At 60.3% G+C, this 15,213-nt stretch carries 14 protein-coding genes and 1 pseudogene; 4 read left to right on the top strand and 11 right to left on the bottom strand.

Features of this window, described 5'->3' with window-relative positions:
- Nucleotides 1–78 precede the first annotated feature (78 nt).
- From DPV79_RS14250 to DPV79_RS14235, 4 genes are all read right to left on the bottom strand, one after another.
- On the bottom strand, nt 79–636 hold the full coding sequence (locus DPV79_RS14250; RefSeq protein ID WP_113045690.1) for an ester cyclase: 558 nt from the start codon (nt 634–636) through the stop codon (nt 79–81).
- A gap of 125 nt (nt 637–761) precedes the next feature.
- On the bottom strand, nt 762–1,808 hold the full coding sequence (locus DPV79_RS14245) for a polysaccharide deacetylase family protein (RefSeq protein ID WP_113045689.1): 1,047 nt from the start codon (nt 1,806–1,808) through the stop codon (nt 762–764).
- 225 nt (nt 1,809–2,033) lie between these two features.
- Nucleotides 2,034–3,368 (bottom strand): MFS transporter, encoded by a 1,335-nt coding sequence (locus DPV79_RS14240; protein ID WP_244321747.1) that lies wholly within the window; start codon nt 3,366–3,368, stop codon nt 2,034–2,036.
- A gap of 36 nt (nt 3,369–3,404) precedes the next feature.
- Entirely contained in the window at nt 3,405–3,797 is a 393-nt protein-coding gene (locus DPV79_RS14235; protein WP_113045688.1) for a 5-carboxymethyl-2-hydroxymuconate Delta-isomerase, read from the bottom strand.
- 98 nt (nt 3,798–3,895) lie between these two features.
- Between DPV79_RS14235 and DPV79_RS14230 the strand changes: the two genes are divergently transcribed.
- Nucleotides 3,896–4,858, top strand: a complete 963-nt coding sequence (locus DPV79_RS14230; RefSeq protein WP_113045687.1) for a LysR substrate-binding domain-containing protein — start codon at nt 3,896–3,898, stop codon at nt 4,856–4,858.
- Nucleotides 4,859–5,060: 202 nt separating this feature from the next.
- Here DPV79_RS14230 and DPV79_RS14225 read toward each other — a convergent pair whose 3' ends face one another.
- The 3 genes from DPV79_RS14225 to DPV79_RS14215 are packed head-to-tail and all read right to left on the bottom strand — an operon-like array spanning nt 5,061 to nt 6,376.
- A complete protein-coding gene (locus tag DPV79_RS14225) occupies nt 5,061–5,771 on the bottom strand; it encodes an SDR family oxidoreductase (protein ID WP_027792256.1) in 711 nt (236 codons plus the stop codon).
- Complete coding sequence (locus tag DPV79_RS14220; protein WP_113045686.1) at nt 5,768–5,965, bottom strand: oxidoreductase; 198 nt, start codon at nt 5,963–5,965, stop codon at nt 5,768–5,770. Before DPV79_RS14220 ends, DPV79_RS14225 begins: the two co-directional genes overlap by 4 nt.
- Before the next feature lie 6 nt (nt 5,966–5,971).
- Nucleotides 5,972–6,376 carry a VOC family protein gene (locus tag DPV79_RS14215; protein WP_059621536.1) on the bottom strand — a complete coding sequence of 135 codons (405 nt, stop codon included), beginning with the start codon at nt 6,374–6,376 and terminating at the stop codon, nt 5,972–5,974.
- A gap of 338 nt (nt 6,377–6,714) precedes the next feature.
- Between DPV79_RS14215 and DPV79_RS14210 the strand changes: the two are divergent.
- A pseudogene (locus DPV79_RS14210) lies at nt 6,715–6,948 on the top strand (IS5/IS1182 family transposase); the annotation flags it as partial.
- A gap of 167 nt (nt 6,949–7,115) precedes the next feature.
- Here the strand turns inward: DPV79_RS14210 and DPV79_RS14205 are convergent.
- Entirely contained in the window at nt 7,116–8,525 is a 1,410-nt protein-coding gene (locus tag DPV79_RS14205; protein WP_113045745.1) for an alpha/beta hydrolase domain-containing protein, read from the bottom strand.
- Between the two features lie 691 nt (nt 8,526–9,216).
- Between DPV79_RS14205 and DPV79_RS14200 the strand changes: the two genes are divergently transcribed.
- Nucleotides 9,217–10,524: an alginate export family protein gene (locus DPV79_RS14200; RefSeq protein WP_113045685.1), complete on the top strand. Its 1,308-nt coding sequence runs from the start codon at nt 9,217–9,219 to the stop codon at nt 10,522–10,524.
- 257 nt (nt 10,525–10,781) lie between these two features.
- Nucleotides 10,782–11,735 (top strand): helix-turn-helix domain-containing protein, encoded by a 954-nt coding sequence (locus DPV79_RS14195; protein ID WP_113045684.1) that lies wholly within the window; start codon nt 10,782–10,784, stop codon nt 11,733–11,735.
- 207 nt (nt 11,736–11,942) lie between these two features.
- Here the strand turns inward: DPV79_RS14195 and DPV79_RS14190 are convergent, their stop codons facing one another.
- From DPV79_RS14190 to DPV79_RS14180, 3 genes are all read right to left on the bottom strand, one after another.
- Nucleotides 11,943–13,199, bottom strand: a complete 1,257-nt coding sequence (locus DPV79_RS14190; protein ID WP_113045683.1) for an NAD(P)/FAD-dependent oxidoreductase — start codon at nt 13,197–13,199, stop codon at nt 11,943–11,945.
- A 400-nt stretch (nt 13,200–13,599) separates the two neighbouring features.
- Nucleotides 13,600–13,953, bottom strand: coding sequence for a 2Fe-2S iron-sulfur cluster-binding protein (locus tag DPV79_RS14185; RefSeq protein ID WP_244321746.1), 354 nt, complete (start codon nt 13,951–13,953; stop codon nt 13,600–13,602).
- A gap of 62 nt (nt 13,954–14,015) precedes the next feature.
- On the bottom strand, nt 14,016–15,017 hold the full coding sequence (locus DPV79_RS14180) for a sterol desaturase family protein (RefSeq protein ID WP_113045681.1): 1,002 nt from the start codon (nt 15,015–15,017) through the stop codon (nt 14,016–14,018).
- Nucleotides 15,018–15,213 lie beyond the last annotated feature (196 nt).

The raw sequence follows: 15,213 nt of genomic DNA, 5'->3' as shown, positions 1-15,213 counted from the left end.
CCGCGTGGGCCCCGGCATGGTAACGCGCCGCAGATCGAATCAGGAAAAGCCGACCGGCGGGATCGGCCCCATGCCCATTTACCTGGCGACCACGCCGAGCTGCTGGAGGAACGTCAGATTGTCCTCGATATGCCAGTTGTCGGTGATCTTGCCGTCGCGAACGCGATAGATGTCCGTCGCGATGAAGTCGACCGCCTGCCCCTTTCCCTGCACGCCGTTGAAGCTGCCCGTGAAGTGACCGGTGAAGTGCAGATGGGTGATGACGCGGTCGCCTGCGACGATCATCTGTTCGACCTCGGCGTGAACGTCCGGCACGGCACCATGGAAACCCTTCGATGCCGCGAGTGGCCCCGCGATGCCCTGCGGCCGGCCGGCGGGCAAAGTGCGGTCGGTGAAATCGGCCGCCAGCGCCTCGCGAGCCTGGGCCTCGTCACCCGTGCTCCAGAAGGTATCGTAAAGACGTGCCGCACGGATCTGTTGCTCGGCCTGATGCTTCGACAGACTCTTGTCGATAATCAGCGTTTTCGGCTGTACGAGATTGTCGTCGGTGGCGGAAACGGCAGGCAATGCGGCAGCAGCTGTGGCGGCGGCCAACGCGATGCGGGAAACGACGGAAACGACAGTACTGGTTTTCATGTCAGGCTCTTTTGCGGTGTGCTCGAAAAAAAACGAAATGAATCCGGAAATGATGCGACTTTGAATGTTCAGGCGGGAATGCGTGCTGCGCGATCGAATCAGTGCGCAGCCGCTCGGGCAGTACCCTAGATCGTCTCGCTTTCGCGTACCGTAATCGGGCTTTTCAGGACGAACCGTGCAATGTCGTCCTTGCGCATGAACGCAACGCCGGGATGACTCTTCGCATACCGCAGAAACGCGTCCCATGCACGTGTCATCTGCGGCGTTCCGCTGATACGGTCATGCGCGCTGATCGACATCATGCGTCGACGCGATCCAGACTCTTCGTACAGCTGATCGAAATCGAACTTGATCTGTTCGAGGAATTTTTCCGGAGAGTAATTCCGGCCCTCGACCAGCAGGATGTCGTTATTGCGCAGTGTGTACGGAACCACAACGAAATCCTTGCCGTTGACCTTTTCGATGAACGGCTCATCACGGCTCGTATCGTCGATGTGATAGACGTAGCCGAGCTCCTGCAGCAACGACAGTGTGTTCGGGCCGCGTCGCAGCCAGTTCGCGTTGTAGCCGATCGGGCGTTGACCGGTCACCTCTTCCACCATCGATCGCGCCTGGATCAGGAACTCGCGTTCCTGTGCCCGCGACATCGCGTACTGCGAGTTCCACGTCGGCCCGTGGCCCGAAGCCTCATGGCCGCGCGCCACGATCTCCCGAGCAATCTCCGGATGCCGCTTCGCCGCCTCGCCGATCATATGAGCCGTCACCTTCACGTCGTGGCGATCCCAGAGATCCAGCATCCGGGGAATCCCTTCGCGATATCCATACGCAAACCACGCTTCGGCGGCCAGGTCGGCGGGGACACTCGCCGGGAAATCGACCTTCGGGAACGGATTGTCGGCCCCCTTCGGGGGCTGCCCGCCCGCCTCGAACTGCATCGAGATTGAAATGACCAGCCGCGCGCCGTCAGGCCAGAATTCACCCCGCCCGGGCGCAGCGACCGCGTTCGATTGGGAATGACTCGTTTGCGCGTCGACCTGTGCCGCTTGAAGCATCGCACCGACGGCGAAAGCACCCGCGCCGACACCGGCCTTGGTCAGGAAGGAACGGCGCGTCGGCTGATCCGGCGCCTGATTGATTGAATCACGATCCGTTTGATCGACCTGAATTGCCATAGTTGAACTCCTCACGACGCACAAGCGCGTCTCTGTCACCGCATTGCGGTGCACGATGACGAATGAACAGATATTGAATGTCGCGCCAAAACCGTGCGCGTGGAATGAATTCTCGGCAAACGCCCATATTTTGAAAATGGGCCTTGAAATGAATAGACTTTCAATCCAGACCAAAAAAATTCGGATCTCACCGAAACAGGTCAGGCAAACTCGGCATGCGTCTCTTCAATGCCTCGCCACCCGCCGGTAAATCGCGGTGAGCAACGCTGCCGCCAAAGCGCTCAGTGCCAGCAACAGGGTCGGCCCGATCGCATCGTGATGACGGTCTTTCAACCACCCGAACGCGATCGGTCCGGCGAAGCCCGCAAGGTTTCCGAAACAATTGATCGTCGCAATCCCCGCCGCCGCGGCCGTGCCGGTCAATCGCATGGTCGGCAGATGCCAGAACAGAGGCAATGCGGTCAGCGTGCCCGCGGCGGCGAGTGAAAGCCCCGCGATCACTGCCGGCAGAGCGCCGCTGAACGATGCGCTCAAAACAAAGCCGACCGATGCCACACCGGCGCCGCCTACGACATAGGCCGCCCAGTTACCCGCTCGGTCCGCGCTACGTGCGCCGACATTCATCGCCAGCACCGCAATCAAATACGGAATCGCACTGCAAACGCCGATCCATGACAGTTTCGTCAGACCCGTGTCCTTCACGAGCGTCGGAAGCCAGAAGCCGATTCCGTACAGACCGACGAGCAGCAGGAAATAAATCGTCGTCAGCAACACCATCTCCGATGCCGACAACCTGGATGCGCGCTGCGTCTCCCCGGCACGACCTGCACTGACATCGAGGCCTCGCAACACCGCATCCGCCTCTTCCGGCGACAGCCAGCGGGCATCGTTCGGGCGACTCGGTAGCAGATAATGCACGGCGAGACCCACGACGACCGTCGGCAAGCCTTCAATTACAAACGTCCATTGCCATCCGGACAGCGCCGCGAATCCGTCGAGATTCGTCATGATCCAACCCGACAGCATGTTGCCGACAATGCCTGCGACCGCCGTCGCGCTCATGAACAACGTCGTCATCCGGCCGCGCCGGTGAGCAGGAAACCAGTAGGTCAGGTACAGCACGATGCCAGGGAAAAATCCGGCCTCCGCTACGCCAAGGATCAACCGCTGCAGATAGAAAGTGGCGGGAGAATGTACCCACGCCGCCGCGGCCGAAACGATCCCCCAGGTCACCATGATGCGGGCAATCCACACGCGCGCGCCCACACGATGCAGCATGAGGTTGCTCGGTACCTCGAACAAGAAATAGCCGACGAAGAATATGCCCGCGCCGATACCGTAGACGGTGTCGCTCAATCCAAGATCACCTGCCATCTGCAGTTTCGCGGCCCCGACGTTAACCCGGTCGAGATACGCAAGAACCTGAGCCACCAGTAGCAACGGCATCAGCTTCCAACCGATGCGTCGATACAGTGCGTCGAGATCCGCAGGCGACGAGTGTGCCGAGATTGCTTTTCGTTCGTCGGGTGTCTCACACCCGGTGCTGCGCATGATGTCCATTTCAGTCTCCATGAATTGTTGTCGATACGTGCCACGTCATGCAGAAGCACCCGTCTCGGCGTGGGTCCCGTCACGAACGGTCTTGATGTACGGCGCGCCGCTGAAATCGCAGACGAGTACGCAGCACTGCCAGCCGAACGCCGGCTGGATACGCTCGACGTCGTCTCGCACGACGTCGTGAATCAGCTTCCCCATTTCGTGCAGTACCGGCTCGCTCCTGGGCTTCGTCAGCAACAGCCTGACGACGATGAATTCGTTTGTCGGATCGTCTCCAGACAAGAACTGTTCGGCCGTATAGGTGCGGCTCTTCAATTCGGCGAGCAAAGCATGCCCTTGTGCCGCGAGCCGTTCGTGCAACGTACTCGTCAAGGATCGGAAATCGATCAGTCTCGCAATCCGGGGCGTGGATTCGATGATCAGGTGCGGCATGTCTTCACCTCTGTTGAAAGAATGCGTGGGTGAGAGGTTAGGATTCGGATCACCTGATGTAAATTTATGTTTTGCGTATCGATTCATTAGTCCCTGTTATGTATTCAGCCATCGATCTTCGCCTGCTGCGCAGCTTCATTGCGGTCGCACGCTCCGGCAGTGTGACCCGCGGGGCAACCCGGCTGCATTTGACTCAATCGGCACTCTCGCAGCACCTCCGTGAGCTCGCGGATCTGCTCGGCGTGACGCTGTTCGATCGGGTGGGTCGCGGCATTCTGCTCACTCAAGCGGGAGCAGACCTGTTCGCGGAAGTCGAGCCGATCCTGGAAAAACTCGACGTGACGCTTGCCAACGTCCGGAACCGCTCGCTCGAAGTTCACGGCACATTGCGCATTGGTGCGATCGACACCTACGCAAGATCGCTCGTGATACCGACGATATCGACGCTACTCGCCCGGCATTCTCAGCTGCGCGTGTCCGTTCACGAACTCCCGGCCGCGGCGATCGATCAAGGGCTGATCGAAACTGAACTGGATATCGGCGTGTCGTTCTCTCACTTGTCGAATGCGGACATCGAGCAGAGAACAATGTTCACGGAACGGCTGGCGCTCGTCCGGCGATCTACCCGTCGAAGGGCCGGAAAGACCGTCAGCCTGCAAGAAGTTGCGCGCCAGCCGCTCGCGCTGCTGAATCGGACATTCGCCATGCGCGGGCAAATCGACGCCGCATGTGCGAATGCAAACATTGCGCTGGACGTTCGCGTGGAGGCTGCCAATGTCGATTCGCTGATACGGCTCGTCGAGCATGCCGGCTACGCAACAATCGCGAGCCCGCTGGCAGTGCAGGCCGGCTCGCGAATCGAAACGACGACTATCTCGGACGACGGCCTGGCGCGCATCGCTGCGTTGCGCTGGCGCCGCGGCAGGACCTTTACCCCCGCCATGGAATGTTTTGAAGAAGCGATGTTGCAAACGATCCGTTCGTCCGGCCTGGAAACGCCAGGCGACGATTCGGTACGCATGTCGGGGCCGTCCCGCCGTCCGCGTATTCGACAGCGCTGACGGCGTCCTGAACACGCCTGTTGCGTAGGCGGAACGGCTGTTCAGGAGGCGGATACTCCCCTTCGCCCCAACTCCGGGCGGGCGTGAGCGATTCGCGAAGGAATTCTGCGAAAACGCGGACGCGCGGTACCAGCTGAAGCTACGGGAACTGACCGACTATCGGTACGATCCACGCGCGCCCAGGTTGTCCCGGCGCAGGGTGCTACGCGATCGCGCCACCACCGTCCACCAGCACCGTCGAACCCGTCGCATAAGGAGTCGACGCGAGGTAGAGCACGGCGTTCGCGACGTCCTCGGGTTGTCCAACTCGACCGGCCGGCAATCGCGCCGCCGCGCCTTCGTACATCCGGTCGCGCGCTTCCGCATCGATCTTCGACCAGAGAGGTGTCGCAATCAGGCCCGGGGATACCGTGTTGACACGTACCGGTGCAAGTTCAAGCGCAAGTCCTCTCGCCAACGATTCAAGCGCTGCGTTGATCGCGCCTTGCAAGACCGAATTCTTGCTCGGCCGCACGCTCAGAAAGCCCGACACAAACGTCAGGGAACCGCCTTGCCGAATGCGGACGGCCCGTGCGATGCGATACGCTCCCCAGAACTTGCTGTCCATCGCCGCATAGGCGTCATCAAGCTCCAGACCACGCACCGGCCCCGTGGCTGTCTGGGCGGCCGATACGACAACGTGGTCGAATTCGCCCGCCGAATCGAGAAATGCACGTACGCTCGCGTCGTCGGTAATGTCCATCACGCCGGTGCTCACGCCGTAACCGATCCTGTCTTTGCTCGCCGCCAGCCTGGCCGCATCGCGCGATGCAATCGTCACTGTCGCTCCGGCCTCCGCAAATGCACGTGCGGTCGCTTCACCTATCCCGGAGCTTCCGCCAACCACCAACACCCTTTGATCATTGAGTTTCATCGCCTGTTTCCTCCGTTAAGAATCCGTCCTTCGAACGCCACCGCCGATGGCACTACCGGCAACGCACCATCGTGGAACGCCGGGTGCGACATCCTGCCTGCATGCCAACGCTGTAAAAAGATGCGCGCGCCCTCTGCATGCACCGCTTCTGCCACGTTACGCCAGCCTTCGATCTGCGCGTCACAGTCCGACATACCGATTCAAGCATTCTTGATATCGCCTTGATCATTGCTTGCGAGTGTCGTCACGAACTCGACGCAAACGCCCGGAGCAATAGACACGAACAGCTGTCGCTCGTTGGACAACGGCACGTCGCTCAATGTGTAGTCGATCCGTCTGGTGGTCAGCCGCTCGATCAACGCCTCCCATTCGCGGCGCGCGTCGATGCGCAGCGCAATATGATCGATACGCGGTGTGCTACGACCTTTCTGCGCAGGAAGCGTCGCGCGCGTAACGTGAATCATCGGGTGACGATCGAGGTACAACCAATAGCCGTCCACGCTGAACGGCGGTCGGGGCCCGGTGTCGAGACCAACAACCTCATCGAAAAAGCAACGAGTACCGTCGATGTCATCGGTAACGATGGTGGCGTGGTCGAAATGCATGGCTCATGCCTGTACGAGGGTGCGATGTCGTATTTTGTTGCCCCCGGTCGATCGTGATAATTGGCTTTGCGATTGAATGATTTTCAACGATGACAAGAAGATGGGAAGTGCATGTTTCCACGCTCCCGATCAGCCTGGTCAGTGGCCGGGAAGATACGGGAAGGTCAACGGAAAATGAAAACAGGTGCAGACCACGGTCTGCACCCGTTACGCGCCTTCCGCATCCCGGTATACCCCGTCACGAATCGGTGGTGACTGTAGCGCGACTCCGTCACGGGATCGGCTGCGGTGATCAAGCCAAGATTGCTCGCCCCGGTGTAATTCGCGACCTCGATCAGACTTCTCAAGGTGCCTGCACGATCGACGGCCGCACCTCGCGACACGCCGGTAATGGCATCAGCCAAGTGATTCGCAAGCGCATCGAAGAGCACTTTGGCTGGTGCAAGACCGTCGGCCGGATTTGGCAGTCCGCGTATCGCGGCATCAAACGGGTCGACCAGCACTTCAAGCTGACGATGCTGGCGAGCAACCTAACTCGAATAGCTCGAATACGGGAATCGATGCCGCTGGGAGTGGAACGGCGAGCCGCTCCTGCGCAGCCGTTGCGCGGCAACGCGTCGGTTGGCCCGCTGACAAGCGGGGCATCCGGCACGATCCGCCAGCGACTCAACGGCCAATTGCATACGAAACCCATTTAAGTAGCGCCTCGGTCGTCACAACGGCGTTTTTCAACAGCCTGCTAGAAGTCCCCGGGTTGCGCAATCGGCCGAAGCGTAGCAGCATCGTCCGGCAGGAGATAACGCTCCTTGATCGACTTTGCTTTCGCCGCCTCGAATTCCTGCTCGTAGTTCTGGTAATTTCCGTACAACTTTCTCATCTTGCTTTTCGAATACGGAATCTTCGTGTCGTAGATCAGACCGCAACCCGTTTCCTGGTCGGTCATGTAGGTCGCGGACGGCACCTGAATCCAGGGTGGACGGACTCCCCCCTCCATGTTTCCAGTTACCAGATCGCGCACCACGGCCTTACCGTTGCGGACGACCCTCGGCGCCTTCGGCATGGTCTCGCCGTTCCGCACCCATCTATCCATCCCGTCAAGGATTGCCGATACGACGTCCTCCACCGGCTCGTCATAGAGCGTTCGGCAACGCGGATCGTTACCCTTGCCGATATCGGCGGCCACCCACTCCTTCTCACCCGTGCCGAGATCGGCCTTTCGCAAGTGCGGCATGCCCGTCACTTCGTAATAACGAAGCTTCGGGTTGTCGGTGTCCGGCGGCAGCGGAATACCGGCGAGCACATCGTGCATCAATTCGGATTCGCTGAAGACCGTCACGAATGGTGCGTCGTCCGGCATCTTGCGCGGAACGCGAATGGATTCGCCCCCAACCTCGCCATAGGCCATGCGCCCCGCCATGTACGCGTCGATCAAAGGACGACCGTCAGGCATCCGCCATTGCTGGTGGCGCCCCTGGTCGAGATAGTCCATCCATACTTGCGCCGTCACGGCCCAACTATCGACATAGACCCGCCGAACCTTCAGTGGCGCGAGCGGACTTTGCGGCGTATCGGACTTCAGCATCAGCGCCAATTGCGCACCGATGCCTTGCGATTGCGGAATGAACGGGTCCGGCACGTTGCCCAGCACGAAATGCTCGGGATCGTAATACACGCCCAGCGGCGCATAACGCGCGTAGTCGAAGCGACGCATGAAGTCGAAATTGACGATGTTTCCATACAACGCGATCTGGTCCGCCTGCTCCTTCGGCGTGTCCGATATGAACTTCGGATCGACCGCCGGCTTGTTGCTATTGAGCGTGTATCCCACGTAGGCGTATCCGCGACTCAGCAGATATTTCCGGGTAAGGATCCAGCCGGCGCCGCGCTCTCCGAACCAGCTGAACGGCTCGATTATCACGGTTCCATTGAAGCGGGCCGGGTCGGTCGGTGCGCGGACGAGAATCCGTGTCAGGTACGGCGCCTGGAACATCGTCTTCCCCGTCGCGGTAATGACCGGGGCGATACCGGATAGGTAGTATTCCTTCTCGGTGTACCCGTATCTGGCCAGATCGATATATTCGGTTCCAGGGCGGGAAGCCGACGACAGAGGCAGCTTACCGGAGGGTGGAACTTCGACGACGGTGGGCATTTGCGGGACCTCCGCGCGAACCGGTGCGGCCGTACCTGCCACGATCCAAACTCCCGTCAAGACAACGTATCGGGTTTTCTCTATCAGACGGTGCATGTGAATGTTTCCACTGTTGATGAGCCTGGTCACTGCGCGAAACACGTGACCCACGGCGTCGCTTCACGAATGTCTTTCGGGCATCCCACGCCACGCTTCGACGAAAGCGCCACCCTTCCGTTTCCGGCATCTCGTATTCGCTGATGAGCGGTATTCCCGCGCGGGCTTTTCCTTCATGCGGCGCGGTGCCCCCGCGATTCCAGTTCGCCCTGCCGCCATCCCGCTGCACGGTCGACCAGGGGATCACACCCGTCGGCGGCTCGACGCAAGTCATTAAACAGCGTCTCCAGACAGCGGTTTATCCAGAAATGGCAACTCCATACGGAACCGGGGGAATACCCTCGCGAAAGGAAACCGCCAACGGCAACGGCTCGATTGCGCCGCCACGTTTCGCATCGCCGCCTGCACCCGACCCTCGTACTTTGTGCTGATTTGGGCTACCACCTCACGGCATCGCGACTGAACACTCGAACCCGCGATTCGCGGTGCTCGTGACGACTTCAATGACGCGCCATCTCCCGTCGACAGCGCGCGCTGCGCAGGGCACACCGCGTGCAGAAAAACTCCAGCGCGCCGCACATTTCAGGACAATTCCATGTATTCCGTTATCCGAATTTTGTTTCCGGCGCTGATCGTCATCGGCACATTTCCGTCGCCTGCAAGCGCATACGAGTTCTACAACGACGGGAGCACGAACATCGACGCGAATCTGAGCGTGGGCTACGGGTTCTTCAGTGTCCAGCGCAGTTATATCGACCGTCCGGGCGCAACCCGATGGCAGGAAGGCTATCTGAAGTATGGCTTGAGCGGCGGCACGGCGATCCCCGGCGCAGGGTCGATCTACGGGGCCGTGAGTCTTCTCGGCTCCGCCACGTGGGGCGACGGCGACCCCGGCGGCTTTACGACCGGCCGCGAACGCCGCAACGCGCTCGAGGACGCCTACCTCGGCTGGAAATCCGGCGACTCGATTCCTGCATTGGGAAAGGACGGCATCGATATTTCCGCCGGCAGCCAGTACGTCAACGTGGGCTCCGGTTTCCTGATCAAAGGAGACAAAGTCAGTGCCGGCAGAGCTGTGGACGACGGCCGCTACGATCGCGGCGGCGCTTACTATCTGGCATCGCGCGTGGCTTTCTCGCGAACCGCAGTGCTGCGACTGGGCGGCGACACCGGATGGCATGGAAGCGCAATCTGGCTCAAATCGAACAATCATCTGCAAGCCGATACCGAGCTGGCCGTAGGCACCCTGGACTATACGGCCCAGCCGGGAACACTCGGGCTCACCTTTGTCCATGGCATCAGCATCGACAAGCGATATGTCAGTACCCCAAGCCGCCTCGATCGCCCGGGGATGAACACGTACAGCATTCGAGGCGACGGTGACGCCGGGATCTCCAATACGCACTTCGCGTTCGAATATGCATACCAAACCAAACGATCCGGCAACGACAACGGGTGGTATGCCGAAGCCGGATATACGTTCCGGAATGTCCGGTGGCAGCCGTCGTTGAGCTATCGCTACACGCGTTATTCGAAGGATTTCGACTCGCTGTTCCAGGGTGGATTCGGCGATCGCTACCAGGGTGAAATCGCATCCAACTATTCGTTTTCATACAACTTCAATACGCGCATCCATGACGTCGGGCTCACAGTCCACCCGTCCGAAAAATTTACCATGACCCTGATGTATTTCAACTTCCGGACGTTGTCCAATCGCTCGACCCTCGATCTCGACGCGTCCGAGCTGACACTCTATCTGGATTGGGCTCTGACCAAGCATCTCCAGTTTTCTCCGAACTTCGGTGTCTACAAACCGCGAAAATACGCTGCAAACGGCGGAAACCAGACCGGCAGCGCGGCCGCAAACTTCTATGCCAACCTGATGATCGTCGCGAATTTCTAGCGCAATCTTCGATCACCCCGCCGCACATCGCATCGCCGACATCGGACTTCGTGGCAGTCGCAACTGCTTACGGCGCCTCGACACGCCGAAGTTGACGGAGTCATCGGACCGGCGGACGGGCTCGCGCGTCCCGGCTCGACATCCGCGGGTTTCCCCCGCTGGGATAACACACGATTTGTTCGCAGAATTTCTCCTGCCCAAAAAAAGATCAGTCGCCCTACGCACGTCCTTCGCCGCCCCCGTCGAGGTTTCCTGTCATGAAGAGCATCGACCGATTTGATGACGTGAATGCCCACGCCGCGTCGATCAAGCACTGGAACCAAACCTACAGCCAGATATCGGCGGGTTCGCTCGAAAGCTCGCTGATGCAACTTGCGAGCGCGCGCTGCCACCTTTTCCGGGAACGGATAAACCAGCGCGTCGTTCAACACGGCGAAGCTCCGTCGGGAAAGATTTGCTTCGCCATACCGATTTCGGCGTCCGGACCGGTCGTCATGCAAGGCCGCAAGGCAGACTGCAACAGCGTTCTCTTCCTGCGTAGCGGCGAGGAGTTCATGTTTCATATGCCAACGGGCATGGACATGCTCTCGATCAACTTCGATCGCGATATGTTCGAATCGGCACTATCGACCGTTGCGAACGCCCACGCGATCAACACGCTCCTCAAGCAACCCGTCATCACGTTGCCCAGACAGCGCCTGAACGCGTGCCGCCGTCGCCTGCTTGCGATATTTTCCGAGGCGTTCGTCGACGACGAAGGCGGCACCATCCAGCATGACGAAGGCGCGTTCGAGCAATTCGTTCTTCACGAAATGATTCGACTGATCAGCAGCCCGGATTGCAATCTACGCCAACGCAACGGCAGTTCCACCCAAAGTTTCATCGTCGAGAAATGTCATCACCTGACCATGTCCGAGAGCGTCAAGGTTCCCAGCGTGATGGAGCTGTGCCAGCAACTGCAGGTCAGCCGGCGTACCGTGCAGAACAGCTTTCGATCCGTGACCGGAACGACGCCGTTGAATTACCTTCGGTCCGTGCGGCTCAACGGCGTGCGTCGAAGCCTGATGTCGACGCATCCATCCAAACTCCTGATCGGTGACGCCGCCGCCCGATGGGGATTCTTCCACATGAGCCATTTCGCCGAGGACTACCTGGCACTCTTCGGCGAGCTGCCTTCGCATACCAAAAGACCGGTTCGGAACGACGGATAGAAGACGGACGAGCCGGCGCGGTCCGATCACCGAGCCCGACCGCGATGCAGGGTGCCTCGCACCCATTCCGACGGCTGCGGCCACCACCCTGCTCGTCACCTTCCGCGACCGAATCCGCTGCCGGAGCGCACGCGGATTCAAGTGATGGCCGACATACGACCGGCGACTCGCGTGCGCGAGGCGCCCGGTGTACCCCGAAAATGACGGTCAATTCACCTGTCCGGCGTCGATCATGGATCTGAGATCCGCGGTCGGGTCGGCCAGCCTCGCAGCGGGAATACGCGATCGCTGGGCGATCAGCTTGCGCGCCAGCACGTGGTCCGACGGCCGGTTCACGGAATGCGCAGCCGCCATCGCACCGTCGTGCAGGTAGAACACCGTAAAGCGATCGCTGGCGGGTGCACCGCGCAACACCACCTGGTCTCCGGACGATGGCAGACCGGCCATCTGGAATCTCAGGTCGTGCTGCTCGCTCCAGAACCATGGTACGGCCGAAAGCGGTTGAGGCCGACCGACCAGCACCGAGGCCGCGGCGCGCGCGCCGTCGCTGGCGGCCTGGATAGATTCAAACCGCATTCTGGCCGGACTACCCGGGAAAGGCGGCTGCGCCATGTTGGCCACGTCGCCGACGGCCAGTACGTTCCGCACCGAGGTGCGGCCCAATGCATCGACAAGGATGCCGTCGTCGCAGGCGATGCCGGCGGCATCGGCAAGCTCCGTGTTCGGCAATACGCCGATTCCTGTTACGACCAAGTCGCAATCCAACGTGCGGCCATCGTCGAACTGGACTGCCTCGACGCTACCCTGACGGCCCAGCAGCGCCCGTACGCTGCGGCCCAGTTCCAGCGAGACGCCGCGCCGGCGGTGCGCATGCGCGACATAGTCCGACATGAACGCCGGGAAGGCGCGCGCGAGGAGGCGAGTCTGGCTCTCGACCACGGTAACCCGCGCTCCGGCCGAGCTCAGCGCGGCCGCGACCTCCAGACCAATAAACCCGCCGCCAACGATGCACGCGCTCGAGCAACGGCCGAGCCTGCGCTGCACCGCCAGCGCATCCTCGAGCGTGCGCAGTTGATGCACGCCCTGAAGCTCAGCGCCGGGAACCGGAAGCGGGCGGCAGCGCGCGCCCGTCGCGAGTGCAAGCCAGCCGTATTCGAGATGCTCGCCGTCCGCCAGCCGCACGCGGCGCGCGGCCAGATCCAGCGCTGTAGCGCGCTGCCCCACGCGCAGATCGATGCATTGTTCAGTATAGAAATCCGGGCTGCGCAGCGCGAGCTGGCCCATGCCGGTCTTGCCCGTGAGCAGGCCCTTGGAGAGAGGCGGGCGCTGGTAGGGTGCGTGCGGCTCGTCTCCGATCAGGACGATAGGTTCATCGAATCCCAGTTCGCGCGCAGCCGCGGCGAGATGAGTTCCGGCATACGAGGCACCGACGATAACGAGCGGCGCTTTTTGTGAGGATGTCAAAGTTGTCTCCCGAGGAAACGCCCTGGCAATCCACGGGTTTGAACCGGATCGGCGCACGGCGTGCGCACCGGAACCGGCTGTCGAGGACGACGTTCGCCGGCAAACCGTCGCTTCGACAATCGCGCAGCCGAAACGATGTTCGACGAGGTGGATCACTTGCCGGGCAGTACGGACTCCAAATGCGTTGAAGAGGATGACGAGTGTGTCTCGCCGACAGGCAATCGGAGACGCCCACGCGAGCGCGCCTCCGATCGCCGAACCGGCCGCGGCACCCGTCGATGCACAACGCGCACGAACGGGCACGAAACACGAAGGTTCGCATTCGCGCCCCGGTTCATCGCCGTCGTACTCCGTCGAAGTACGCGCGCCGAGCCGTCAGGAACAGGCTCGGGATAGCCGACTAGCCTTGCTTCTCGGGCATTCTCAGCACCAGGCCGTGCAATTCTCGTGTCAACTTGATCTGACAAGCGAGCCTGCTGTTCTCCTGCGTTGCACCCAACGGCTCGAGGAGGGCAAGCTCGATCGCCGGATCGGCTTTGCCGGTCACGTCAAGCCAGGGTTCGTCGACATAGACATGGCAAGTCGCACACGAGGCCTGTCCGCCGCAAAAGCCGTCGATACCCGGCACTCCATTTTCCAGTGCGGTCTCCATTGCATTGGCGCCGTCCGGCGCGACCACGACGTGCTCGTCGCCATTCGCTTCGATATAGGTAACTTTTGGCATATTCAAGAAAGGTGATTTTTTAACGAGCACGCGCGACTCTGTTCGATATCGAGTCGTGCGTGCGGCCTGGATATCCGCCCGTCGGCGAAAACTCACTCGTGGGTCGGCGTCACGGCATCCTGGCGAGCGCCGATTTGAAGCAAACCCTGCCAGAACGAAACGAATGGCTCGAGATAGAAACCTCGCAGGGTTTTGTGAGGATTTTTTTCCCCAAACTCCACTTCATTCAGCCCCCAGCGCCATGTTTCGTTCTTTTTCGGCAGATAAAGGGTTCCGAACATCCAGTCCCATACCGTCAAAATCACCCCGTAGTTTTTATCTCGATGCGGCAGCTCGATGCTGTGATGGAGGTTATGCATGACAGGCGCGAGCACGATACGATTCACCCAGTTTCCGTACGAAACGTGCACGTGTACGTGAGACATCGTGTCGACGACAAAAAAGGAAACGTACACCTGAATTCCGATCACGGTCACGGTTCCCGGATTGACAGCGGTTCCGGTGGCGTAAAGCAGCAAGCCCAGCATCACGCCGGCGAAAAACGACGGAATCGTGTTCAGAAAAAAGAATTCAACCGGGTGTTGACGAAAGAGCGTCCATGGCGTCAGCGTTTCGGCCGTATGGTGCGGCTTGTGCAGTGGCCACAGGACGGGAACCTCGTGACACCAGCGGTGCACCCAGTAGCCGGAAAAATCCAGAGCCAGAAAATAGATAGCGAACTGAACCGAAACCATTTTCCAGTCGGTGTGCATCAGAGGCGCTCTCGCCCCGAAATACGTCGCCAGAAAACCCGCCAGATTGTCCGCCACCGATATCGCATTGATTGCGACGAATACAGAAAGTGGAAAACCGATCGCCAGAAGAATAATGCCGTTCCATCGGTCGACGCGAGCCGACGCGTGATCGTACTGGTCCTTCGGAAATACGGACCTCACCACCGCCCGTAACGTCACCGGCTCTCGTTCTTTTCTTGCCAGGAACGCGACCCATGCAACTACCACGAAATAAATCGGAAGACCCCATGCCCACTGCCGCAGCATTCCGATGGTCGGGTCATAAAAGTCAGCAACCGAGCTCCATATCTCATTTAGCATCTTCGTCTCCGGGATTGCATATTGTCACGAGCCAGGGCAGGGCCGCGAGTCGCGCACGCCGCGCTTGCCAGGTACCGTCTATGCCCGCGGCCTGTTCGACGCAGAAGGAAGACGCGGCCGTCGGGATAGTGCGTTCATGGTGGTCTGCCGCCCTCCCACGGGCCAGTAACGAACGGTGGACGAACGGTTAACGAAC

Origin of the sequence: Burkholderia reimsis (genome assembly GCF_003294055.1) — a bacterium.
GTDB classification, from domain to species: domain Bacteria; phylum Pseudomonadota; class Gammaproteobacteria; order Burkholderiales; family Burkholderiaceae; genus Burkholderia; species Burkholderia cepacia.
The sequence above is the reverse complement of the archived record's forward strand: the minus strand, read 5'-3'. Positions and strand labels throughout refer to the sequence as shown.